Here is a 23008-nt window from a genome sequence, read left to right as displayed (position 1 = left end):
CGCTGAGGACCGCATGGCGGTCCCCGGCCTCCGGTGGGCAGGCCTTCGGCCTGCATGGCGAATGAATTCGTCCCCACAGGTCCGCCACAGGTCCTAAACCTGGCTTTGTTCCCCGCTGAACACCAGAGTCACCTGGCAGCGCCGACAGTAGTAGCGGCGCCCGCGCGTCACCAGGGCGTGGCGCTGGGCGGAGAAAGGATGGCCGTCGGGGCAGGCGCAGCGGTACAGGTAGCGCGTCACCTTGCGCCGGTTCACCTCATAGGTGTGGCAGCGGTTTGGGGGGAGTTCGTAGACCCCGCGCATGATCAGCTGCCATTCCTCGCCATGGGGTTGGATTCGGGGGCCGAACAGTTGATGGGCTACCAGGTGCGCCACTTCGTGGGCGACGGTCTGGCGCAGGAAGTCTTCCTGGTTTTCGCGGTAGAGCTGCGGGTTGAAACGCAGCTTGTTTTCGTCCAGATGGGCGACGCCGGCCTTCTGCCCGCGTAGCTTGAAGCTCACTTCGGGGCGGGGAAACCGGCATTTGAAAAAGGCTTCGGCCTGCTGATAGCAGGCCTCGACGCGGGCAAGTAGCTGCTCGGGCATAGGGCACTCCGTTGGCGCGGAATTATGCCGCAAAGCGTTTGCTGCCCAAAGGTGGTGACGCCGAGCGGTCATTCCCGGCCAAAAGAAAAGGCCGCCCGCAGGCGGCCTTCTGGTCAACGAGGGTTTTCAGCTGGTGTACACCGGCCCCAGGCCGAAGCCCCAGAGGATCACGGCGGAGGCGATCATCGCCACGAGCACCACCAGGCCCACTGCCAGCACCGAGCTGGAGAACAGGAAGCCTTCGTCTTTCGGAATGTTCATGAAAGTCGGTATGCCCACGTACAGCAGGTAGACCGTGTAGCAGATGGCTAATGTGCCTACTGTTGCGCCGAACCAGAGGTGCGGGTAGAGCGCCGCGAGACCGCCGATGAACAGCGGGGTCGCGCAGTAAGCGGCAAAGACGATGCACTCGGTAACGCTAGGATTGGCGTCGTAGGTGCGCGCCATCCAGTGGATGAATCCGCCCATCACTGCCACGCCGGCGAGCATCGCCAGATAGGACATGATGGACATCTGCAACGCGCTGGCCTGGGTGAGCATCACGGGATCGCCCTTGCCCAGTACCCAGCCGACCTGGGTGGTGCCGATATAGGCAGAAATCACGGGAATTGCAGCAAGGATCAGGACGTGGGTGAGGTACATGTGGCTGACGCTTTCCTCTTCGCCACGGATCTCTTGCCACTCTTGATCGGGATGGGTGAAGAGCCCCCAAACGTGGTGGATCATGCTGAACACCTCCTCATTATTATGAGGTCGCCCCCCAGCGAAGCGCCGGGGGCGCGTAGCCAGCGCCACCCGGTGCCCGGCCGACCTATGCGACCTTATGTCGCAGTATAGGCAGGCGATTCGGCGACGCCTTAGAGCGAATCGAAGATTCAGCGTCAGCTGTAATAGCGTTGGAGTATTTCCATGGCCTTGTTGATCGATTGCAGGCGCGAGGTGCTGCCGCCGCGATCGGGGTGGTGCTGGCTCACCAACTGGCGGTAGCGCTGCTTGATCACCGCGAGGCTGAGAGGCTGGCTGCCGCTGTGCAGGCCAAACAGCTCCAGTGCCGCGAGCTTCTCTTCACTGCCCTGCATGCGGGTCCAGAAACTGGCCAGCAGGCGTTCCACATCTTCCTCTGTCGTGTGCCGCAGGTTACCCAAGTCCAGGTAATAGTCGCGCAGCGGGTCCAGCTCGCTGAGGGCCGAGGTGGCCCCAGCCTCATAGGGCAGCAGTTGCACGCACAGCGGACTGATGGCCAGCTGCGCAAGGCCGGTGCCGTTCAGCTGGTCGCGCAGGCGGTAGAGCGCGTTGAAGACCAGGAAGTGCGTACGGAACAGCACCAGCTTGTCGGTAAGTTCCAAGTGCGGGATGTGGGTGGAGTGGCGGGCCTTGAGGACCTGGATCAACTGGTACTCGCTCAGCCCCTCGGGGGCCCCGCGCAAGAGTTCGAGGAGCTGGTCGCTGAGGTCCAGGGCGGGATCGAGGTCACTGTTCATCCGCCGGAGCCTAGCACAGGGCGATGATGGGGCTGGGGTCGCGCTCGCTTTGTGCGTAAAATAGCCAGCTTTTCGCATTCCCCCCGGATTTCAGAGCACCATGGGCACCCTTTCGGTCAACCAGAACAAACTGCAGAAACGCATCCGCCGCCTGGCCGGCGAAGCCATCGCCGACTTCAACATGATCGAGGATGGCGACAAGGTCATGGTCTGCCTGTCCGGAGGCAAGGACAGCTACACCATGCTGGACGTGCTGCTGTACCTGCAGAAGGTCGCGCCGATCAAGTTCGAGATCGTGGCCGTGAACATGGACCAGAAGCAGCCCGGCTTCCCCGAGCATGTCCTGCCGGCCTACCTGAAATCCATCGGTGTGCAGTACCACATCATCGAAAAGGACACCTATTCGGTGGTGAAGGAGAAGATTCCGGAAGGCAAGACCACCTGCTCGCTCTGCTCGCGCCTGCGTCGTGGCACCCTCTATACCTTCGCCGACGAGATCGGTGCGACCAAGATGGCCCTGGGTCACCACCGCGACGATATCCTCGAGACCTTCTTCCTCAATATGTTCTATGGCGGCACCCTCAAGGCCATGCCGCCGAAGCTGCGTGCCGACGACGGCCGCAACGTGGTGATCCGTCCGCTGGCCTACTGCAATGAAGCCGATATCGAGGCCTACTCCATTCTCAAGGAGTTCCCGATCATCCCGTGCAACCTCTGCGGCTCCCAGGAGAATCTGCAGCGTCAGGTGGTCAAGGAAATGCTCCAGGAGTGGGAGCGTAAGTCGCCGGGGCGTACCGAGATCATGTTCCGTGCCCTGCAGAACGTAGTGCCTTCGCAGCTGGCTGACCGCAACCTGTTCGACTTCGCCAGCCTGCGCATCGACGAGACCGCGGCACCGCGTACGCTGGAAGTGATCAACATCTGATCGTGCCCTTGCAGGAGAAAGGTTGCTCGCGAAGGTTCGCCAGCAAGCAGGCTCCTACAGGGAATCGTTTCCGCATCGAAAGGACAACGCATGCGCGACTACCGCTGGCTCCACGAATACTGCCTGAACCGCTTCGGCTCGGCCGAAGCCCTGGAGGCACGCCTGCCGCAGCCGCTCGGTGACGCCGAATTGCGTGCGCTCAGCGATGACCGCTATCTGTCGCTGATTGCTCTTCGCGTCTTCCGTGCGGGCTTAAAGCACAGCCAGGTGGACGCCAAGTGGCCGGCCTTCGAGCTGGCCTTCTTTGGCTTCGATCCGCAAAAAGTGGTGCTGATGGGCGCCGAGCATCTGGAGCGTCTGATGCAGGACGCGCGACTGATCCGCCACCTCGGCAAGCTCAAGAGCGTGCCGCGCAATGCCCAGTTCGTGCTGGATGTGGCACGAGAGAAAGGCAGCTTCGGCGCCCTGATCGCCGACTGGCCGGTGACCGATATCGTTGGCCTGTGGAAGTACCTGGCCAAGCATGGCAACCAGTTGGGCGGGCTGTCGGCGCCGCGCTTCCTGCGTATGGTCGGCAAGGACACCTTCATTCCGACCGATGATATGGTCGCGGCCCTCAAGGCCCAGGACATCATCGATAAGGCGCCCACCAGCCAGAAAGACCTGGCCCAGGTCCAGGCAGCTTTCAACCAGTGGCATGCCGAAAGCGGTCGCCCGCTCTGCCAGCTTTCGTGGATGCTGGCCCACACCGTCAATCACTGAACCGTAACGGGCGCTCGGCGCCGGCCGGCAGAGGAGGGGAGCATGTCGGATATCCAGCACGTGGCATCAGCCATCAAGGCGGCCGAGCGAATCCTGGTGATCACCGGAGCCGGGCTGTCAGCTGATTCGGGGTTGCCCACTTATCGTGGATTGGGCGGGCTCTACAACGGCGTCACGGAGGAGGGGTTGCCTATAGAGGAAGCACTCTCCGGGCCGATGCTGCGGCGCAACCCGGCCCTCTGCTGGAAGTACCTCGCCCAGCTCGGCCGCGCCTGTCTGGGCGCCCGGCCGAACGCCGGTCATGAAGCGATTGCACAGTTGCAGCGGCTCAAGCCCGAATGCTGGGTATTGACCCAGAACATCGATGGCTACCACCGCCAGGCGGGCTCGCCGCCGGAGCGGCTGATCGAGATCCACGGCGAGCTGTCGCCGCTCTACTGCCAGTCCTGCGGGGCGGAAAGTTCTGACCTTGCCCGACATCTGGCAGGAGAAATGCCTCCCAAATGCCATGAATGTGGTGGTATTCTCCGCCCACCCGTGGTGCTGTTCGAAGAAATGCTCCCAGAGCAGGCCATCGACAGTCTCTACGCCGAGCTACGCAAGGGATTCGATGCGGTGATCTCGGTGGGAACCACGGCGAGCTTTCCTTACATCATCGAGCCCGTCATCCGCACCCGCCAAGCAGGCGGTTTCACCGTGGAAATCAATCCGGCGCTCACCGACCTGAGCCCCGTCGTCGATGTCCACCTCAGAGGAAAGGCCTTAGATGTTTTGCAAGGACTGCTGAGTCACATTTCGGGCGATTAAATTTGCAAATGGATTTGATAGAGGGCATAGTCGCGCCTTCATCAGAAATCATTCGACACGGTCGTGCCCATGCTGAAGCGCTTCGCACCCCTCGTGCCTCTTACCTTCGCTCTGTTTCTCGCCGCTTGCGCAGGCAATGTGCAGCAGCAACCGCAATCCCAGGCCCAGGCCCCCGTAGCCGACGGCGCACCCGATTCGCTGCTGGCGGATCGTGGGCCCACCGCCCTGGATCTTGCCAACCTCACCGACGACGAGCCCTACCAGATGCCGTCCCTGGCCGATGGCCTGCTTGAGCGCGGTTTCGAGCTGGTGGGTACTCCGTACCGCTTTGGCGGCCGTTCTATGAAGACCGGCTTCGATTGCAGCGGTTTCGTCGGTTACCTGTTCAAGGAAGAGGCTGGTATCCAGCTGCCGCGTTCCACTCGCGAAATGATCAACCTGGATGCTCCGGTGATCGCTCGTAGCGAGCTGAAGCCCGGCGACATCGTGTTCTTTAACAATCGTGGCCGTGGCCGCGTCAGTCACGCCGGCATTTATATCGGCGATGACCGCTTCATCCACTCCAGCAGCAGCCGCAGCGGTGGTGTCCGCGTCGACAGCCTCGACGACCGCTACTGGAAGGCCAGCTACATGGAAGCCAAGCGCGTCCTGGCCATGAATACCCCGACTCGCCACCCGCTGCATCGCTGATCCAGTCGGATTCGAGTCGAAACAGCCGAGGCGGCCCTTAGTGGCCGCCTCGGCTTTTTTCTGTCCGGGGTTTACCTGAATGCAAAAAAAATCGCTTTCCGAGTGTGGTCAGGGAACTTTTTCTGTTCGGGTGTGTAGCTTTCTCTTGCAATATCACTGTGAGATCAGCAAATTAGCGTGCATTCCTCAAGTCAGGACTGACTTGCCATGCTCGCACCGAACCGCCTCGCCATTCTTGCCCTGGCCTCGTTGCTCACCGCTTGTGCGAGCAAGGCGCCGCCGCCTTACTCTCCTCCTGTCATTGCCGCGCCCTCCCAGCAGTTCTCCCCTGCGGCTGAAGACGTGCTGTTCCGTGCCCTGGGCCTGGTGGGCACGCCCTATCGCTGGGGCGGCAACACCCCGGACAGCGGTTTCGACTGCAGTGGCCTGATCGGCTACGTCTACCGCGACGCCGCGGGCATCGCCCTGCCGCGCTCCACGCGCGAACTGATCTCCATGCGTACGCCCAGCATCAGCCTCAATGCATTGCAAAGCGGCGATCTGGTGTTCTTCGCCACCAATGGCGGCGGGCAGGTCAGCCATGCCGGCATCTACGTGGGTGAGGGGCGCTTCGTACACGCGCCGCGCACGGGCGGAACGGTGCGTCTGGACAGCCTGTCGAACAGCTATTGGCAACGCAGCTATCTCAGCGCCAAGCGCGTAATCTTCGATCCACGCCTGGCCCAATCCCACTGAGGTTGTCATGACCAACCGCACGCTGAACCTCGACGACGCCCTTTACGGCTACCTCCTCGATGTTTCGCTACGGGACACGCCGCTGTTGCAGCGGCTGCGCGCCGAAACCGCCGCCATGCCCATGGCGCGCTGGCAGATCGCGCCGGAGCAGGGCCAGTTCATGGCCTTGCTGGTCAAGCTCACCGGCGCTCGTCGCATTCTCGAAGTGGGCACTTTCACGGGTTACAGCGCCCTGTGCATGGCCGCGGAATTGCCCGTTGACGGCCGGATGATCTGTTGCGACCTGCCAGGTGACTACAACGCTATCGCTCGTCGCTATTGGCAGGAGGCGGGGCTGGCCGAACGCATCGAACTTCGCTTGGCGCCGGCACTGGATACCCTGGCGAGCCTGGAAGATGGCAGCCTCGACCTGATCTTCATCGACGCCGACAAGGCCAACTATCCGGCCTATCTGGACGAGGCCCTGCGCCTGGTGCGCCAGGGCGGGCTGATCCTCTTTGACAACGTACTCTGGAGTGGCCGCGTGCTGGAGTCCGAGCCGGACGACGTCGACACTCGTGCCATACAGGCCCTGAACCTGACCTTGAAGACGGATGAGCGTATCGACCTGTCGCTGCTGCCCGTGGGCGATGGCCTGACGCTCTGCCGCAAGCGCTGACGGGCATGCCCGAACCGATCCGCCTGCCGCCCCAGCCCGACGCCTGCGAGTTGTGTGGCCGGGCTGCCGCGCTCACCCGTCATCACCTGATCCCCAAGGCTCTGCACGACAAGCCCTACGTGCAAAAGCGCTACGCGAAGAACGAGCGCATCACCGCCACCCTCTGGGTGTGCAGGCCCTGCCACAACCAGATCCACAAGCTGTTCAGCGAGAAGGAGCTGGCCCTGAACTACAACAGCCGGGAGGCCCTGATGGGTGACGAGCGCCTGCGCACCTTCGTCGACTGGCTGGCCGCCAAACCCGCCGGCTTCAATCCGAGGCACTGAATGGCACGTGTCCGCTAGCATTTGACGCTACCCCGCGCACCCTCTAACCTTCGCCGCTGCCTCAGGTGCCCCTCGGCTATTGCTGAAGGGGTGAAACAGGGAAGCCGGTCCATTCCTTCGAAGAATCCGGCGCTGCCCCCGCAACGGTAGGCGAGTAGAACGCCGCAATCGGCCACTGTGCCCCAGGCATGGGAAGGCGCGGCACGGGAGTTTCGGCTCCACTCGCAAGCCCGGAGACCGGCCTGTCGCAAGCAGGGCATCGCGGAGTCGTCCGCATGCAGTTCCCTTTAGAGATGTCGCGCGGGTGGCACGACGGAGATCCATACCTTGATTCGCAAGCCTTTCATCAGGCCGGCGGCGCTTGCGCTGCTCGGCAGTTCCTCCATTTCTCCCTTGCTGGTTGCAGCGCCCCTGACGCTGGACGAGCAAGTGGTTACCGCGACCCGTAGCGAACGACCGGTGCGCGCCAGCCTGGCCGCCAGTACGGTGATCGACCGCGAAGAGATCGAGCGCAGCCAAGCGCGTTCGGTGCCTGAGCTGCTGCAAAAAGTCCCGGGCGTGACCCTCAGCAACAACGGTGGCCCTGGCAAGAACACCACATTGTTCATGCGCGGCACCGAATCCGACCACGTGCTGGTGATGATCGATGGTGTCAAGGTGGGCTCGGTCAGCGCCGGCCTCACCGCCTTCCAGGACCTGCCGGTTGAGCTGATTGAACGCATCGAAGTGGTTCGCGGCCCGCGCTCCAGCCTCTATGGCTCGGAAGCGATTGGCGGTGTCATCCAGATCTTCACCCGCAAGGGCGGCAAGGACGGGGCCAAGCCCTGGTTCTCCGCGGGCTATGGCACCCACGACAGCTATGAAGGCAGCGCCGGCGTTTCCGGTGGTGACGACAAGGGCTGGTACAACCTCGGCGTCAGCAGCCAGGACACCGACGGCATCAACTCGCGCCGGCAGGTCAGCGACTATTACGAGCCCGATGCCGACGGTTACCGCAATCTTTCCGGCAGCCTGCGTGCAGGCTATCGCTTCGAGAACGGCCTGGAACTCGATGGCACGCTGATGCGCGCCAAGGCCCACAACGACTACGACGATATCGACCAGTTCGGCTACTTCCACCCCCTGGGCGGGCACAACGCCAATGCAGACAACCGTCAGGAGCTGCTGGGCGGCCGCGCGCGTTTCAGTCCGGCGGAAATCTGGGATGTGACCCTGCAGGCCGGTCGCAGCGAAGACAAGACCACCAGCCGCACCGACGGTGTCTTCGATGCGCGCTTCGACTCCAAGCGCGACAGTGCCTCATGGCTCAACGACCTGACCCTGGCCGAAGGGCACGTACTGACCCTGGGCTACGACTGGCAGCGCGACCGGATCAGCAGTTCAACCGTATTCGACAAGGACTCGCGCCTGAACAAGGGCTGGTTTGCCCAGTACCTGGGAGAGCACGGACGCCAGGACTGGCAGCTCAGCCTGCGTCGTGATGACAACGAACAGTTTGGCACCCACGACACCGGCAATGCCGCCTGGGGCTATGCGATGACCGATGCGGTGCGCTTCAGCCTGAGCTATGGCACTGCCTTCAAGGCGCCCAGCTTCAACGAGCTTTACTACCCCGGATATGGCAATCCCGACCTGGACGCAGAAACTTCGGAAAGCTTCGAGGCCGGCCTTGCCGGGCAGCACGAGTGGGGCCACTGGTCGATCAATGCCTATCGCACTCATGTGGACGACCTGATCGCCTACGATTCCACCCTCGGTCTTTATGGTGGCCCTAACAACATCGGCAAGGCGCGCATCGACGGACTCGAACTGGTGCTGGGCAGTCAATGGCTGGGCTGGAGCTGGAACGCCAACGCCAGTTTCCTCGACACCGAGAACCGCAGCGCCGACACCAACGCCGGCAATGAACTGCCGCGTCGCGCCAGGGAAGTATTCAATCTCGATCTGGACCGGCGTATCGGTCAATTTGGCGTCGGGGCCACTGTGCATGCCGAGGGTCGCAGCTACAACGACCTGGCCAATCGCGAACGCGTCGCCGGCTATGCCACCGTCGACCTGCGCGGTGAGTACTGGCTGACCGAGGAGTGGCGCCTGCAGGCCAAGGTGACCAACCTGCTGGATGCCGACTACGAAACCGCGCTGGACTACAACCAGCCGGGGCAAGCTGTTTACTTCACCGTCCGCTATCAAGCCCTGTGACGAGGTACTCACGATGACCGAATCCGCAGACCGCGACGCCCGCCACAAGGCGCGCATGCAACGCAAGAAGGCCGTGGTCGACGAAAAGATCGCCCAGGCCCAGGACGAGTACGGCCTGCTGCTGGTGCACACCGGCAACGGCAAGGGCAAGAGCAGTTCGGCATTCGGCATGGTCGCCCGTGCCCTCGGCCACGGCCTCAAGGTGGGCGTGGTGCAATTCATCAAGGGCGGTATGTCCACCGGTGAAGAGAATTTCTTCCGTCGTTTCCCAGAAGAAGTCAGCTACCACGTGATGGGCGAGGGCTACACCTGGGATACCCAGGATCGCCAGCGTGATATCGAGAAGGCGCGCGCCGCCTGGACGGTCGCGCGCGGACTGATGGACGACCCGCAGATCGGCCTGGTGGTACTGGATGAGCTGAACATCGCCCTCAAGCATGGCTACCTGGAGCTGGACGACGTGTTGCGCGACATCGAGTCCCGCCCCGAACACCAGCATGTCGTCGCCACCGGCCGGGGCGCGCCCCAGGGCCTGATCGACGCCGCCGACACCGTTACCGAAATGACTCTGGTCAAGCACGCCTTCAAGTCCGGTGTGAAAGCCCAGAAGGGTGTGGAGTTCTGATGTCAGGCACTGCCGCTGTTTTTACCCCCTCTCTATTCAGGGAGAGGGAAGGGGAGAGGTTTTGCCATGTCTGACCTCACTCGGAGCTGCCCCGCACTTCTGATCGCCGCCCCGGCCTCCGGCCAGGGCAAGACCACCGTCACCGCAGCGCTCGCTCGCCTGCACGCCCGCGAGGGCAAGCGGGTGCGGGTGTTCAAGTGCGGGCCGGACTTTCTCGACCCGATGATCCTCGCCCGCGCGTCCGGCGCACCGGTCTACCAGTTGGACCTGTGGATGGTGGGCGAGGCGGAAAGTCGCCGCCTGCTTTGGGAAGCTGCCGGAGAGGCTGATCTGATCCTCATCGAGGGCGTGATGGGCCTGTTCGACGGCTCGCCGTCCGCCGCCGACCTGGCTCGCCATTTTGGTGTGCCGGTACTCGGCGTGATCAATGGTGCCGCCATGGCGCAGACCTTCGGTGCTCTGGCTGTGGGCCTGGCCACCTACCAGCCGGACCTGCCCTTTGCCGGTGTGCTCGGTAATCGCGTCGGCAGCCAGCGCCACAGCGACCTGATCCGCGACAGCCTGCCGGACTGGATTCGCTGGTATGGCTCGCTGCCGCGCAGCGCGGATGTGGAGCTGCCCAGTCGCCACCTGGGGCTGGTGCAGGCCGAGGAACTGGCCGACCTGGATGCACGCCTGGACGCCGCCGCCGACGCCCTGGCCGCCAGCGCAGAAGTGGCGCTACCGCCAGCGGTGAGTTTCGCCGCACCCGAACTGCAGTCGCTCGGCAAGGAACTGGCCGGCGTGCGTATCGGCATCGCGCGGGATACCTCCTTTGCTTTCCTCTACCAGGCCAACCTCGACCTACTGCAGCAGCTTGGCGCCGAACTGGTGTACTTCTCGCCACTGGCCGATGAGTGCCTGCCCGAGGTGGACAGCCTGTACCTGCCGGGCGGCTACCCCGAGCTGCATTTGCGCCAGCTGGAGGGTAACCGCGCCATGGCTGAGGCCATCCGCGCGCACCACGGCGCTGGCAAACCGATCCTCGCCGAATGCGGTGGCATGCTTTACCTGCTGGACGCCCTGACCGATGCAGGAGGTGAATGCGCCGAGCTGGTTGGCCTGCTGCCCGGCCGCGCCACCCTGCAGAAGCGCCTGGCGGCCCTGGCCCTTCAGGAAGCGCCACTGCCGGAAGGCAGCCTGCGCGGCCACACCTTCCACCATTCGTTGCTGGATTCGCCGCAGGAACCCTTGGTGCGCGCCCTGTGCCCGAACGACAAACCGGTGGCCGAGGCGGTGTTCCGCAGTGGCCGACTGACCGCCTCCTACATTCACTTCTACCTGCCGTCCAATCCACGGGCGGCCGTGGAGCTGTTCCGACCATGAGCGAGCATGCCTTCAGCCCTGACGAACGGGCAGCGGTCTACCGCGCCATTGCCGAACGCCGCGACATGCGCCACTTCAGCGGCGGTGAGGTTCTGCCCGAGGTACTGGCCCGGCTGCTGGAGGCGGCGCACCATGCGCCCAGTGTCGGGCTGATGCAGCCCTGGCGGTTTATCCGCATCACCTCGCAAGGGCTGCGCGATGGTATTCACGCGCTGGTGGACGCCGAACGGATAAGCACCGCCGAAGCCCTGGGTGAACGCTCCGACGAGTTCATGAAACTCAAGGTAGAAGGCATTCGCGATTGTGCCGAACTGCTGGTGGCCGCCTTGATGGACGGCCGTGAAGCCCATGTGTTCGGCCGCCGCACCCTGCCGGAAATGGACCTGGCCTCGCTTTCCTGCGCCATCCAGAACCTCTGGCTGGCGGCCCGCGCCGAAGGCCTGGGAATGGGCTGGGTGTCGCTGTTCGAGCCGGATGCCCTCGCCGAACTGCTGGGCATGCCGGCGGGCAGCAAGCCTGTTGCGGTGCTTTGCCTTGGCCCGGTGAATGCGTTTTATCCGGCCCCCATGCTTGCGCTCGAGGGCTGGGCCAAGCCACGTCCGCTGGCGGATCTGGTATTCGAGAACCAGTGGGGGGAGCGCCCATGAGCCTGGGTTTCCTCACGCTCGGCGCCGTGGCGCTGGATGCCCTGTTCGGTGAGCCCAGGGGCTGGCACCCGCTGGTGGCCTTCGGCAGGCTCGCCAACCGCCTGGAGCAACGCTTCAACACGGGCGGGCGTGGCTGGCGCAGTCATGGCGTGAGTGCCTGGGTACTTGCCGTGTTGCCGCTGACCTTCGCTGCCTGGCTGCTTTCGGAACTGCCCTATATCGGTTGGCTGGTGGGCGTCATTGCGCTCTACGCCGCCATTGGCCTGCGCAGCCTCAACGAGCACGCAGAGCCGGTAGCCAACGCACTGCAAGCGGGGGACTTGCCGGAAGCACGCAAGTGCGTCGGCTACATGGTCAGTCGCGAAACCCGCGAGCTGGACGAAGGGGCCGTGGCCCGCGCCGCTACCGAGTCGGTGCTGGAGAACGGCAGTGACGCCGTGTTCGCTGCGCTGTTCTGGTTCGCCGTGGCGGGCGCGCCCGGTGTGGTGCTGTACCGCCTTTCCAACACGCTGGATGCCATGTGGGGTTACCGCAACGAGCGATACGAGCGCTTTGGTTGGGCTGCTGCGCGCATCGACGACGTCCTCAACTACATCCCGGCCCGGCTGGTGGCCCTGACCTACGCCGTGCTCGGCAAAACCGGCCTGGCCCTGCGTTGTTGGCGCCGGCAAGCGCCGCAGTGGGATAGCCCCAACGCCGGGCCGGTGATGGCCGCTGGCGCGGGCGCCCTGGGCGTGGCCCTCGGTGGCCCGGCGGTCTATCACGGCGAACTGCACGACCGCCCGGTACTGGGCGAAGGTCCGGCCGCTCGCGCCGAAGACATCCGTCGTGCGATCGACCTGGTGCGCCAGGGCGTGATGCTCTGGCTCGCGGCGCTGATCATCGGAGGCTGGCTCCTTGCTTGAACATGGCGGACGACTTCGCGCGGCGGCGCGGCGTTACGGAATTGCCGAAGCGGGCTGGCTCGATCTTTCCACCGGCATCGCCCCCTATGGTTGGGAATTGCCGGCCATTCCGGTCGCGGCCTGGGCGCGTCTGCCCGAGCTGGAGGACGGCCTGGAAGACGCGGCCCGGCGTTACTACGGCTGCGAGTCGCTACTGCCGGTGGCCGGTTCCCAGGCCGCGATCCAGGCATTGCCGCGCCTCCGTGAGCGCAGCCGGGTAGGGGTGATCTCGCCTTGCTATGCCGAGCATGCCCATGCCTGGCGCCGTGAGGGTCACGAGCTGGAGGCGCTGGATGCGCAAACCGCCGAGCGTGAGCTGGAGCGTTTCGACGTGGTGCTGGTGGTCAACCCGAACAACCCCACTGGCGAGCGACTGACGCCGCAAACCCTGCTGGGCTGGCGCGCTCGTCTTGCCGAGCGGGGCGGCTGGCTGCTGGTGGACGAAGCCTTCATGGACTGCACGCCGCAGCAGAGCCTGGCGAGTCATTGCCCGTTGCCGGGGCTGGTGGTGCTGCGTTCCTTTGGCAAGTTCTTCGGCCTGGCGGGAATCCGCCTGGGCTTCGTCCTGGCCGAAACAGCGTTGCTGGATCGACTCAACGAATGGCTCGGCCCCTGGGCGGTCAGCGGTCCGGCCCGGGCCCTGGCCAAGGCGCTGTTGCAAGATGAAGCGGGACAAACGGTTCAGCGGCAAACCTTGCTGCGCGATGGTTTGCGTCTGGAAACGTTGTTGCGTGATTGCGGCCTGCCTCCCGCTGGCGGCACCGCGTTGTTCCAGCGCCTGCTCCGCGACGACGCTTTGGCCCTGCACGAATTTCTCGCCGCTCGCGGCATTCTTACCCGGCTTTTCACCTCGCCACCCAGCTTGCGCTTTGGTCTGCCGCCGGACGAAGCCGGCTGGGCACGCCTCGACCGGGCTCTGACAGATTTTTCCAAGGAGCGCCCATGACGACCCTGATGGTGCAGGGCACCACGTCCGATGCGGGCAAGAGCACCCTGGTGACGGCCTTGTGCCGCTGGCTCAAGCGCCGGGGCATCGCGGTGGTGCCCTTCAAGCCGCAAAACATGGCGCTGAACAGCGCGGTGACCGCCGACGGTGGCGAAATCGGTCGTGCCCAGGCGGTGCAGGCCCTGGCCTGCGGATTGGCGCCGCATACCGACATGAACCCGGTGCTGCTCAAGCCCAATACCGATATTGGCGCCCAGGTGATCATCCATGGCCGCGCCGTCACCAGCATGAATGCGGTCGCTTATCACGACTACAAGAAGGTCGCGATGGCAGCGGTGCTTGAGTCCCACCAGCGCCTGAGCAGCCAGTATTCCGTGGTGATGGTTGAGGGTGCCGGCTCCCCGGCGGAGATCAATCTGCGCGCCAACGACATTGCCAACATGGGCTTTGCCGAAGCGGTCGACTGCCCGGTGATTCTGGTAGCCGACATCGATCGCGGTGGCGTGTTCGCCCATCTGGTGGGCACCCTGGAGCTGCTGTCGGAAAGCGAACAGGCGCGGGTGAAGGGCTTCGTCATCAACCGCTTCCGGGGTGATATCGCCCTCCTCGAGCCGGGCCTGGACTGGCTGGAGCAACGCACCGGCAAGCCGGTGCTCGGCGTTCTGCCCTACCTCACCGACTTCCACCTGGAAGCCGAGGACGCCATCGACCAGCGGCAGTCCGCCAAGACTGGCGATGTGCTGCGGGTTGCGGTGCCGGTGTTGCCGCGCATCAGCAACCACACGGACTTCGATCCGCTGCGATTGCACCCACAGGTACAGCTCACCTTCGTCGCCCCCGGCCAGCCCATTCCGCCAGCAGACCTGATCATCCTTCCCGGCTCGAAGAGCGTGCGTGCCGACCTTGCACGGCTGCGCGAGCACGGCTGGGATCAGGCGCTGCAACGTCACTTGCGCTATGGCGGCAAGGTGCTCGGAATCTGCGGCGGTTTCCAAATGCTCGGACGCACCATCGTCGACCCTCACGCCCTGGAAGGTCCGGCAGGGGAGAGCGTCGGCCTTGGGTTGCTGGACATCGACACGGTGCTGGAGCCGGAGAAGCAGCTACGCAATGTCGCTGGCACCCTCCGCCTGGAAGACGCGGCGGTGAGCGGCTACGAGATCCACGCTGGCGTCACCACCGGCGTTGGCCTGGAAAACCCCATGGTGGTGCTGGACGACGGCCGCACCGATGGCGCCCGCAGTGTCGACGGCCAGATCATGGGCACCTACCTGCACGGGTTGTTCGAATCCTCCGCCGCCAGTGCCGCCATCCTGCGCTGGGCCGGTCTCGCCGCTGTCCAGGCGGTGGACTACAACGCACTACGCGAGCGCGATATCGAACGCCTGGCAGACCTGGTAGAGCAGCATCTGGATACGCGGAGGCTGCAATTACTGTGCGGATTGTCCCTGTAGGAGCCAGCTTGCTGGCGGACCTTCGGCGCAACCTTCGCCAGCAAGCAGGCTCCTACGGCCGTGCTCCCTATCTAGGGCCAGCCCCACGAACGACGAGGTTTAACGATGCTTGAACTCATCCTCGGCGGTGCCCGCTCCGGCAAAAGCCGGTTGGCGGAAAAGCTCGCTGCTGAAAGCGGCCTCAAGGTCATTTATATCGCCACCAGCCAGCCGCTGGACGGCGAGATGAGCGCGCGGGTCGCCCATCATCGTGCCCGCCGTCCGGAGCACTGGGGGCTGGTGGAAGAACCGTCGCAACTCGCTCGAGTGCTGCGCGAGAGCGCCGCCGACGATACCTGCCTGCTGGTGGACTGCCTGACGCTCTGGCTGACCAACCTGCTCATGCTGGACGATCCGGCGCGGCTGGACGAAGAGCGCGAAGCGCTGCTCGGTTGCATCGCCGGGCTTCCCGGTCGCGTGCTGCTGGTAAGCAATGAAACCGGCCTGGGCGTCGTGCCCCTGGGCGAGCTGACCCGTCGCTATGTCGACGAGGCCGGCTGGCTGCACCAGGCCCTGGCCGAACGCAGCGAACGGGTGATCTTCACCGTCGCCGGCTTGCCCATGATCCTCAAGGGAGATTCCCTATGACTCCGCTGCACTGGTGGCAGGCCCCCTGCCAGCCCCTCGATCCCATCGCTCGTGCCAAGGCCCAGGCCCGGCAGGATCAGCTGACCAAGCCCCGTGGCGCCCTCGGTCAACTCGAGGACCTCACCATCACGCTCGCCGCCCAACAAGGGCGCGAGCGGCCGTGCATCGATCGCCCCTGGTTCGCGGTCTTCGCCGGTGACCACGGCGTGGTGGAAGAGGGCGTGTCCGCCTATCCACAGGCGGTGACCGGCGAGATGCTGCGCAACTTCGTCCGCGGCGGTGCCGCCATCAGCGTGCTGGCCAAAAGCCTCGGCGCAACCCTGGAACTGGTGGACCTGGGCACAGCGTTGCCATTGGAACCCCTGCCGGGTGTGCTGCACCTGCACGTGGGCGCCGGCACCGCGAATTTCGCCCGCGAACCGGCAATGACCGCCGCCCAGTGCCTGATCGCCCTGCAAGCCGGCCGCTCCAGCGTCGAGCGCGCCTTGGGCGCGAGCGCCGATCTTTACGTCGGCGGCGAAATGGGCATCGGCAACACCACCACCGCCAGCGCCCTGGCCTGTGCCCTGCTGGACCTGCCCGCCACCGCGATGGCTGGCCCAGGCACCGGTCTCGACGGCAAGGGAGTGGCCCACAAGATCCAGGTCATCGAACATGCCCTGGCGTTGCATCGCGAAGGCTGCGACAGCCCGCAGGAAACCCTGCGCCGCCTCGGCGGCTTCGAAGTAGCGGCGCTGACCGGCGCCTACCTCGCCTGCGCCCAGCTGGGCCTGCCGGCGTTGGTGGACGGCTTCATCTGCAGCGTGGCGGCGCTATGCGCCGTGCGCCTGAACCCCGCCTGTCGCGAGTGGCTTCTGTTCTCCCATCGTTCCGCCGAGCCGGGTCACGTCGCCGTGCTCGAGGCACTGGAGGCTCAGCCGCTACTGGACCTGGGCCTGCGCCTGGGCGAAGGCAGCGGGGCCGCCATCGCACTGCCGCTATTGCGCCTGGCCTGCGAACTCCATGGCGGCATGGCGACCTTCGCCGAAGCTTCGGTTTCGGACCGGCCGGAATGAAGCTCGACCTCCTGAGGCATGGTGAAACCGAACGGGGCGGCGGCTTTCGTGGCAGCCTCGACGACGCCCTGACCGACAAAGGCTGGACGCAGATGCGCGCGGGCATCGTCGGTGCCGGGCCATGGGACGTGCTGGTGAGTTCGCCCCTGCAACGTTGCGCCGCGTTCGCCTGCGAGCTGGAGCTGCAGCTTGGCCTGCCGCTGCATTTCGATTCCGACCTGCGCGAACTGCACTTCGGTCAATGGGAAGGCCGCAGCGCCGCCGAATTGATGGAGGATCACGCCGAGGGGCTTGGCCAGTTCTGGAATGACCCCTATAGCTTCACCCCGCCGGACGGTGAAACCCTGCTGGACTTCGAGGTTCGGGTGCTGGCTGCCGGTGAGCGTCTGCTGGAGCGCTTCGCCGGAAAGCGGGTGCTGCTGGTCACCCATGGCGGTGTGATCCGCATCCTGGTGGCCCGCGCCCGGCAGTTGCCGCGCACCGGGTTGATGCAGGTGGAAGTGGCCCATGGCGAGCTGTTCCGCCTGACCTTCGACGTACACGGTCTGCGGGAGCGCCCATGACGCCCCTGCTGATCGCCCTGCAATTCCTCACCCGTCTGCCCGTGCGTCTGCCGGGTATGCCGGAGCCGGCGCAGATCGGCCGGTCGCTGCTCTGGTATCCCCCGGTCGGATTGCTGCTCGGCGCACTGCTGTTGGGCGGTGCCTGGCTGCTGGACGGGCATCCGCCGCTGTTGTCGGCGGCCCTGTTGCTGGCACTCTGGATCGGATTGTCGGGCGGCCTGCATCTGGACGGATTGGCGGACACGGCCGATGCCTGGGTAGGTGGCTACGGCGACCGCGAACGCACCCTGACGATCATGAAGGACCCACGCAGCGGGCCGATCGCGGTGGTGGTGCTGGTGGTGGTGCTGCTGCTCAAGTTCGCTGCATTGACGGCCCTGTTGCAGGCAGGGCAATGGCTGCCCCTGTTGCTGGCGCCCTGGCTGGCGCGAGGGATGTTGCCCCTGCTGTTCCTTACCACCCCTTACGTCCGTCCCGGCGGCCTGGGACAGGCGATTGCCGAACATCTCCCGCGCCGCGAATTGCCGATGTGGTTGGCGGTTCAGGGGGCACTGATTCTGCTGCTGGGCTGGCCCGCCTGGATCGCCCTGGTGGCGGCGCTGGCGCTGTTTGGCTGGCTGCGCGGGCGGTTCATGCAACGCCTGGGTGGCACGACCGGGGATACGGCGGGAGCGATGGTGGAGTTGGTGGAGGTGGGGGTGTTGGTGGGGGTGGCGTTGTTCGCCTGATCTGCCCTCTCCCCCGGCCCCTCTCCCTGAAGAGGAGAGGGGCCGGGGGAGAGGGGATTGCCGGGAAATGCTTCCTCCGCTGCCAATCGGATGGCTTCGAGCACGGCTTCAGTTTCCTGCAGCACTTCGTGGTTCCAGAACCGCAGGACCCGGAATACCCGCACGACGAACCAGGTGTCTCGCGCTTCATTGGACTTACTTTCCGGGTGCTGCCCGCCGTCCACTTCAATCACCAGCATCCGTTCCTGGCAGATGAATTCGACGATGTAGGGTCCAATGGGTTTCTGCCGCCGAAACTCCATTCCGAGTAACCGCTTTGCGCGCAGATGCTGCCAAAGCCGCTGCTCCGCATCCGTCTGTTCTACCCGAAGCCGCCTGGCAAACTCGAGCCTTTCCATGGCCTTTCCTCTGATGTGGAAAGGCTCGATCTTCTATGCAATCAGCTTCGTTGCCTTCCGAAAATTCCCCGCGATTCCCCCGATCTCACTCAAATACAAAATGCTCGCCCGCCAGTCCCATCACCGTCCCAGTCGGCTTCAGCATGGCCGTCGCGTGCCCTTTTGCGCGAGGTAGCAGGCGGGCGAAGTAGAAGTCGCTGGTGGCCAGTTTGGCGCGGTAGAACTCGGCGGAGTCCGCGCCACCTTCGCGCAGCCGCACGCGGGCCGCGCGCTCTTGCAGGGCCCAGGCATAGGCCAGGGCGGCGTAGCCGGAGTACATCAGGAAGTCGTGGCTGGCGGTGCTCACCAGGTCGCGGTCCTTGCGGGCGCGCAGGGCGATGCGCAGGGTCAGCCAGTTCCATTGCGCGGCCATCCTGAGCAGCACCAGGGCTCGTCCGCGCATGGCGGGTTCGGTCTTCAGCAGTTCGATGGCGAAACGGGCGAGCTCGCCTGTGAAGTCACGCACGGCCTTGCCTTGGGTCATCAGCAGCACCTTGCGGCCCAGCAGGTCAAGGGCCTGGATGCCGGTGGTGCCCTCGTAGAGGGTGGCAATTCGGGCGTCGCGGACGATCTGCTCCATACCGTGTTCTCGGATGTAGCCATGGCCGCCGAACACCTGCATGCCGAGGTTGGCGCTTTCCAGGCCCAGCTCGGTCAGGCAGCCCTTGAGAATCGGCGTGAGGAAACCGAGTTTGTCATCCCAGTGGGCGTACTGCCGTTCGTCCTTGTGCAGGATGCCTTCGATCATGCGGTCGGCGTACTGGGTAGCGAGGTAGACCAGCGCACGGCCACCTTCGGCCACGGCTTTCTGGGTCAGTAGCATGCGTCGTACGTCGCCGTGGACCATCAGTGGGTCGGCGACGGAGTCGGGTTCCTTGGTGCCGGACAGGGCGCGCATGGAGCGGCGTTCGCGGGCGTAGGCGAGGGCACCCTGATAGGCCAGTTCCGCGGTGGCCACGCCCTGGATGGCAGTCCCGATACGGGCGCTGTTCATGAAGGTGAACATACATTCGAGGCCCTTGTTCGCCGGACCGATGAGAAAGCCGGTGGCACCGTCGAAGTTCATCACGCAGGTGCTGGAGGCCTTGATGCCCATTTTCTTCTCCAGCGCCCCGCAGCTCACCCCGTTGCGCTCGCCCAGGCCGCCATCGGTGCCGGGAAGGAACTTGGGTACGATGAACAGGGAGATGCCGCGCGTACCTTTCGGCGCATCCGGCAGTCGGGCGAGCACGATGTGCACGATGTTCTCGGTGAGGTCGTGCTCGCCCGAGGAGATGAAGATCTTGGTACCGGTCAGGGAATAGCTGCCGTCGGGATTGGCATCGGCGCGGGTCTTCACCTGGCCAAGGTCGGTGCCGCACTGGGGCTCGGTCAGGCACATGGTGCCGCCCCAGCGGCCTTCGGTGAGAGGCACCAGGTAGGTCCTTTTCTGTTCCTCGGTGCCGTGCTGCATCAGGGTGTTCATGGCGCCGAGGGAGAGGCCCGGATACATGGAGAACGGCCAGTTGGCGGTGCCGAGCATTTCCTGCTTAAGAGCACCGAGGCTCATCGGCAAGCCCTGGCCGCCGTATTCCACCGGGTGCGACAGGCCTTGCCAGCCGCCGGCGACATAGGCGTCGTAGGCTTCCTTGAAACCCTTGGGTGTGCGTACCTCGCCGTTTTCCAGGTGGCAACCTTCCTCGTCGCCGCTGTGGTAGAGCGGGGCGATCACTTCTTCGCAGAGCCGTGCGCATTCGCCGAGGATGGCGTCGACCATGTCAGGGGTCGCTTCGCCGCCATTGGCCAGGGCGCGGTAGTGGGCGGGAAAGTCGAAGACTTCGTTGAGCAGGAAGCGCGTGTCGCGCAGCGGGGCTTTGTAGCTGGGCATGGTGACCTCGGCGTGCGTTGATGGCCCGGTTTATACGGGGCAGGCCACGCGAGATCCTTGGCAGCGGCTACGACAGCCTCTGGCAATTGGGACAATCACCTTCGGCCAGCGGGCGTCGAACGGCAGGCTTGGATTGACGATCAGGCAGTTGCGGGTATATACACGTATCTCATGTTGCCGACCCAATGCCTCTGTACCAAGCTGCGCCGCGTCACGCGAAGCGTGACCCGGCTCTACGACGATGCTCTCGAGGGCGTTGGGGTGAACGTCGCCCAGTATTCGCTGTTGAAGAACCTGGCGCGGCTGGATCAGCCCAGCATCACCAGCCTGGCGGAAGCCCTGGGTCTGGATCGCAGCACCCTCGGGCGCAATCTGAAGGTGCTTGAAGGCAAGGGGCTGGTGCAGTTGGAGGGCGGTGAGGACCAGCGCAATCGTCTGGTTTCGCTAACCGCTGCCGGGCACGCCAGGCTCGATGAAGCGCTGCGGGCCTGGGAACAGGTACAGGTGCAACTGGGGCAACGCATAGGACTGGAGAAGCGAGCGGCGCTGATGGCGCTGCTGGATGATCTGGAACACATCAGCTGATTCTTTCGATGGAAAGCGGGTATGTACCCGTAAAGGATTTTCTATGACATCGGTATGGCGTACGAGTGGCTGGGTTCTTCTTGGGGCGTCACTGATCCTGGCGCTTTCCCTGGGCATTCGGCATGGCTTTGGCCTGTTCCTGGCGCCGATGAGCAGCGAGTTCGGCTGGGGCCGCGAGGTATTCGCCTTCGCCATCGCCCTGCAGAACCTGATCTGGGGTCTGGCGCAGCCCTTCACCGGGGCTCTGGCCGACCGCTTCGGCGCGGCGAAGACGGTGATCGTGGGCGGCGTGCTCTATGCCTTGGGCCTGGTGCTGATGGGGTTCGCCGATTCGGCCCTGTCGCTGTCGTTCAGTGCCGGTCTGCTCATCGGTATCGGCCTGTCGGGCACCTCCTTCTCGGTGATTCTCGGCGTGGTAGGGCGCGCCGTGCCTGTGGATAAGCGCAGCATGGCGATGGGCATCGCCGCAGCCGCCGGCTCCTTCGGCCAGTTCGCCATGCTGCCCGGCACCCTCGGGTTGATCGGCTGGCTAGGCTGGTCGTCCGCGCTGTTGGCGCTGGGCCTGCTGGTGGCGCTGATCGTGCCGCTGGTAGGGCTACTCAAGGACAATCCGCCGCCGCCCCAGGCCCATGAACAGAGCTTGGGCGAAGCCCTGCGCGAGGCGACATCGCATAGCGGTTTCTGGCTGTTGGCCCTCGGTTTCTTTGTCTGTGGCTTCCAGGTGGTATTCATCGGCGTGCATCTGCCGGCCTACCTGGTTGACCAACACTTGCCAGCTTCGGTGGGCACCACGGTGCTGGCGCTGGTAGGGCTGTTCAACGTGTTCGGCACTTACATCGCCGGCTGGCTGGGAGGCCGTCACGCCAAACCGAAGCTGCTTACCGGGCTTTACCTGCTGCGTGGCGTGGTGATCGTGGCGTTCGTCTATTCGCCGCTGAGCATTTGGAGCGCCTATGCCTTCGGTATGGCCATGGGGTTGTTGTGGCTGTCTACAGTCCCCCTGACCAATGGCACGGTCGCGACCCTCTTCGGCGTGCGCAACCTGTCCATGCTCGGTGGTATCGTCTTCCTGTTCCACCAGCTCGGCGCCTTCCTCGGCGGTTGGCTGGGTGGCTACCTCTATGACCACACGGGCAGTTATGAACTGGTATGGCAGATTTCCATCTTCCTCAGCCTGCTGGCCGCCGTGCTGAACTGGCCGGTGCGCGAACAGCCGGTGGCGCGCCTTCAACCCGCCGGGGCCGCATGAGCCTGTACCTGGGCTGGGCACTTGGCGCCCTGCTCGCGGGCTCGCTGCTGGCCTTGGGCTGGTGGGGCTGGGAGCAGGGTGGGCTGGCGTTGATGCAGCTGGGCTTCAATTGCTAGGCGCTGCACTTGGCAGTAGCTTAAGCGGATCAATCGACCTGCGCCGGAGTCCGCCATGAAAGCCTCGCCCATCCTCTTCCTGTCGCTTGCCTTGCTCGGCGGCCAGGCCATGGCTGCCGAATGTCCTTCGCTGCTGCAGCACGAGCTGCCGCAACTTCGTTCCAAGAACACCATCGACCTTTGCCAGCGCTTCGCCGGCAAGCCGCTGGTGATCGTCAACACCGCCAGTCACTGCGGTTTCACCCCGCAGTTCAAAGGGCTTGAAGCGCTCTACAAGCGCTATAAGGACCAGGGGCTGGAAGTGCTCGGCGTGCCTTCGGACGACTTCAAGCAAGAAGCCGCCAGTACCGAGGAAACCGCCAAGGTCTGCTACGTCAACTATGGTGTGACGTTCGCCATGACCCAGCCGCAGCACGTCACTGGTGACGAGGCGACACCGCTTTACAAGGAACTGATCGCCCAGTCAGGGCAGAAACCGCGCTGGAACTTCTACAAGTACGTGGTGGATCGCCAGGGCAAGGTGATTGCGCACTTCTCCAGCCTGACCAAGCCCGACGACCCTGATCTGCTGAAGGCCGTGGAGCAGGCGTTGGCAAGCCGGCCGTGATTGGCGAACCATGAAAAAAGCCCGG

The 23008-nt window shown here is 64.5% G+C and carries 25 protein-coding genes, 1 pseudogene and 1 riboswitch; of the genes and pseudogenes, 21 read left to right on the top strand and 5 right to left on the bottom strand.

Annotated elements, in window-relative coordinates:
* Positions 1-93: 93 nt before the first annotated feature.
* From D6Z43_RS10965 to D6Z43_RS10955, 3 genes are all read right to left on the bottom strand, one after another.
* A complete protein-coding gene (locus D6Z43_RS10965; protein ID WP_120652021.1) occupies positions 94-585 on the bottom strand; it encodes a SprT family zinc-dependent metalloprotease in 492 nt (163 codons plus the stop codon).
* A 126-nt stretch (positions 586-711) separates the two neighbouring features.
* On the bottom strand, positions 712-1311 hold the full coding sequence (locus D6Z43_RS10960; RefSeq protein ID WP_028628964.1) for a Yip1 family protein: 600 nt from the start codon (positions 1309-1311) through the stop codon (positions 712-714).
* Between the two features lie 155 nt (positions 1312-1466).
* Positions 1467-2066 carry a DNA-J related domain-containing protein gene (locus D6Z43_RS10955; protein WP_120652019.1) on the bottom strand — a complete coding sequence of 200 codons (600 nt, stop codon included), beginning with the start codon at positions 2064-2066 and terminating at the stop codon, positions 1467-1469.
* A 100-nt stretch (positions 2067-2166) separates the two neighbouring features.
* Here D6Z43_RS10955 and ttcA point away from each other — a divergent pair, with 100 nt between their 5' ends.
* From ttcA to D6Z43_RS10865, 18 genes are all read left to right on the top strand, one after another.
* Positions 2167-2991 carry a tRNA 2-thiocytidine(32) synthetase TtcA gene (gene ttcA, locus D6Z43_RS10950; RefSeq protein ID WP_120652017.1) on the top strand — a complete coding sequence of 275 codons (825 nt, stop codon included), beginning with the start codon at positions 2167-2169 and terminating at the stop codon, positions 2989-2991.
* 90 nt (positions 2992-3081) lie between these two features.
* Positions 3082-3753 (top strand): DNA-3-methyladenine glycosylase I, encoded by a 672-nt coding sequence (locus D6Z43_RS10945; RefSeq protein WP_120652015.1) that lies wholly within the window; start codon positions 3082-3084, stop codon positions 3751-3753.
* 42 nt (positions 3754-3795) lie between these two features.
* Positions 3796-4560 carry an NAD-dependent deacylase gene (locus tag D6Z43_RS10940; RefSeq protein WP_120652013.1) on the top strand — a complete coding sequence of 255 codons (765 nt, stop codon included), beginning with the start codon at positions 3796-3798 and terminating at the stop codon, positions 4558-4560.
* A gap of 69 nt (positions 4561-4629) precedes the next feature.
* The gene (locus D6Z43_RS10935) at positions 4630-5250 is read left to right on the top strand and encodes a C40 family peptidase (RefSeq protein ID WP_120652011.1); all 621 of its coding nucleotides are present in this window, start codon (positions 4630-4632) and stop codon (positions 5248-5250) included.
* Between the two features lie 207 nt (positions 5251-5457).
* Complete coding sequence (locus D6Z43_RS10930; RefSeq protein WP_120652009.1) at positions 5458-5985, top strand: C40 family peptidase; 528 nt, start codon at positions 5458-5460, stop codon at positions 5983-5985.
* Positions 5986-5992: 7 nt separating this feature from the next.
* Positions 5993-6643 (top strand): O-methyltransferase, encoded by a 651-nt coding sequence (locus D6Z43_RS10925; protein ID WP_120652008.1) that lies wholly within the window; start codon positions 5993-5995, stop codon positions 6641-6643.
* A gap of 5 nt (positions 6644-6648) precedes the next feature.
* Positions 6649-6969 (top strand): hypothetical protein, encoded by a 321-nt coding sequence (locus tag D6Z43_RS10920; protein ID WP_120652006.1) that lies wholly within the window; start codon positions 6649-6651, stop codon positions 6967-6969.
* Between the two features lie 46 nt (positions 6970-7015).
* Positions 7016-7230, top strand: a riboswitch (cobalamin riboswitch).
* Positions 7231-7296: 66 nt separating this feature from the next.
* Positions 7297-9168: a TonB-dependent vitamin B12 receptor gene (gene btuB / locus D6Z43_RS10915; protein WP_120652003.1), complete on the top strand. Its 1872-nt coding sequence runs from the start codon at positions 7297-7299 to the stop codon at positions 9166-9168.
* A gap of 13 nt (positions 9169-9181) precedes the next feature.
* Positions 9182-9793, top strand: a complete 612-nt coding sequence (gene cobO, locus D6Z43_RS10910; protein WP_120652000.1) for a cob(I)yrinic acid a,c-diamide adenosyltransferase — start codon at positions 9182-9184, stop codon at positions 9791-9793.
* Between the two features lie 66 nt (positions 9794-9859).
* Positions 9860-11158 (top strand): cobyrinate a,c-diamide synthase, encoded by a 1299-nt coding sequence (locus tag D6Z43_RS10905; RefSeq protein WP_120651998.1) that lies wholly within the window; start codon positions 9860-9862, stop codon positions 11156-11158.
* Complete coding sequence (bluB, locus tag D6Z43_RS10900; RefSeq protein ID WP_120651996.1) at positions 11155-11805, top strand: 5,6-dimethylbenzimidazole synthase; 651 nt, start codon at positions 11155-11157, stop codon at positions 11803-11805. Before D6Z43_RS10905 ends, bluB begins: the two co-directional genes overlap by 4 nt.
* Entirely contained in the window at positions 11802-12710 is a 909-nt protein-coding gene (gene cbiB, locus D6Z43_RS10895; protein WP_120651994.1) for an adenosylcobinamide-phosphate synthase CbiB, read from the top strand. Before bluB ends, cbiB begins: the two co-directional genes overlap by 4 nt.
* Complete coding sequence (cobD, locus tag D6Z43_RS10890) at positions 12703-13695, top strand: threonine-phosphate decarboxylase CobD (RefSeq protein ID WP_120651992.1); 993 nt, start codon at positions 12703-12705, stop codon at positions 13693-13695. Before cbiB ends, cobD begins: the two co-directional genes overlap by 8 nt.
* Positions 13692-15149 carry a cobyric acid synthase gene (locus D6Z43_RS10885; RefSeq protein WP_120651989.1) on the top strand — a complete coding sequence of 486 codons (1458 nt, stop codon included), beginning with the start codon at positions 13692-13694 and terminating at the stop codon, positions 15147-15149. The genes cobD and D6Z43_RS10885 overlap by 4 nt, the downstream gene beginning before the upstream one ends.
* A 105-nt stretch (positions 15150-15254) precedes the next feature.
* Positions 15255-15776: a bifunctional adenosylcobinamide kinase/adenosylcobinamide-phosphate guanylyltransferase gene (gene cobU, locus D6Z43_RS10880; protein WP_120651987.1), complete on the top strand. Its 522-nt coding sequence runs from the start codon at positions 15255-15257 to the stop codon at positions 15774-15776.
* Positions 15773-16831 carry a nicotinate-nucleotide--dimethylbenzimidazole phosphoribosyltransferase gene (gene cobT / locus D6Z43_RS10875; RefSeq protein WP_120651986.1) on the top strand — a complete coding sequence of 353 codons (1059 nt, stop codon included), beginning with the start codon at positions 15773-15775 and terminating at the stop codon, positions 16829-16831. The genes cobU and cobT overlap by 4 nt, the downstream gene beginning before the upstream one ends.
* A complete protein-coding gene (cobC, locus tag D6Z43_RS10870; RefSeq protein WP_120651984.1) occupies positions 16828-17394 on the top strand; it encodes an alpha-ribazole phosphatase family protein in 567 nt (188 codons plus the stop codon). Before cobT ends, cobC begins: the two co-directional genes overlap by 4 nt.
* Positions 17391-18122 carry an adenosylcobinamide-GDP ribazoletransferase gene (locus D6Z43_RS10865; RefSeq protein WP_120651982.1) on the top strand — a complete coding sequence of 244 codons (732 nt, stop codon included), beginning with the start codon at positions 17391-17393 and terminating at the stop codon, positions 18120-18122. The genes cobC and D6Z43_RS10865 overlap by 4 nt, the downstream gene beginning before the upstream one ends.
* A gap of 95 nt (positions 18123-18217) precedes the next feature.
* Here D6Z43_RS10865 and D6Z43_RS10860 read toward each other — a convergent pair.
* Together D6Z43_RS10860 and D6Z43_RS10855 are read right to left on the bottom strand one after the other, a co-directional pair.
* A pseudogene (locus D6Z43_RS10860) lies at positions 18218-18520 on the bottom strand (endonuclease domain-containing protein); the annotation flags it as partial.
* An 85-nt stretch (positions 18521-18605) separates the two neighbouring features.
* Positions 18606-20426, bottom strand: coding sequence for an acyl-CoA dehydrogenase C-terminal domain-containing protein (locus D6Z43_RS10855; RefSeq protein ID WP_120651980.1), 1821 nt, complete (start codon positions 20424-20426; stop codon positions 18606-18608).
* A 171-nt stretch (positions 20427-20597) separates the two neighbouring features.
* Between D6Z43_RS10855 and D6Z43_RS10850 the strand changes: the two genes are divergently transcribed.
* From D6Z43_RS10850 to D6Z43_RS10840, 3 genes are all read left to right on the top strand, one after another.
* Positions 20598-21011: a MarR family winged helix-turn-helix transcriptional regulator gene (locus D6Z43_RS10850; RefSeq protein WP_120651978.1), complete on the top strand. Its 414-nt coding sequence runs from the start codon at positions 20598-20600 to the stop codon at positions 21009-21011.
* A 43-nt stretch (positions 21012-21054) separates the two neighbouring features.
* Positions 21055-22260 (top strand): MFS transporter, encoded by a 1206-nt coding sequence (locus D6Z43_RS10845; protein ID WP_120651977.1) that lies wholly within the window; start codon positions 21055-21057, stop codon positions 22258-22260.
* A gap of 171 nt (positions 22261-22431) precedes the next feature.
* Positions 22432-22983, top strand: coding sequence for a glutathione peroxidase (locus tag D6Z43_RS10840; protein WP_120651975.1), 552 nt, complete (start codon positions 22432-22434; stop codon positions 22981-22983).
* Positions 22984-23008: the final 25 nt, after the last annotated feature.

Origin of the sequence: Pseudomonas sp. DY-1, assembly GCF_003626975.1 — a bacterium.
Lineage (GTDB): Bacteria > Pseudomonadota > Gammaproteobacteria > Pseudomonadales > Pseudomonadaceae > Metapseudomonas.
Note: the sequence above shows the minus strand (reverse complement) of the source record. Positions and strands in the feature narration are given on the sequence as shown.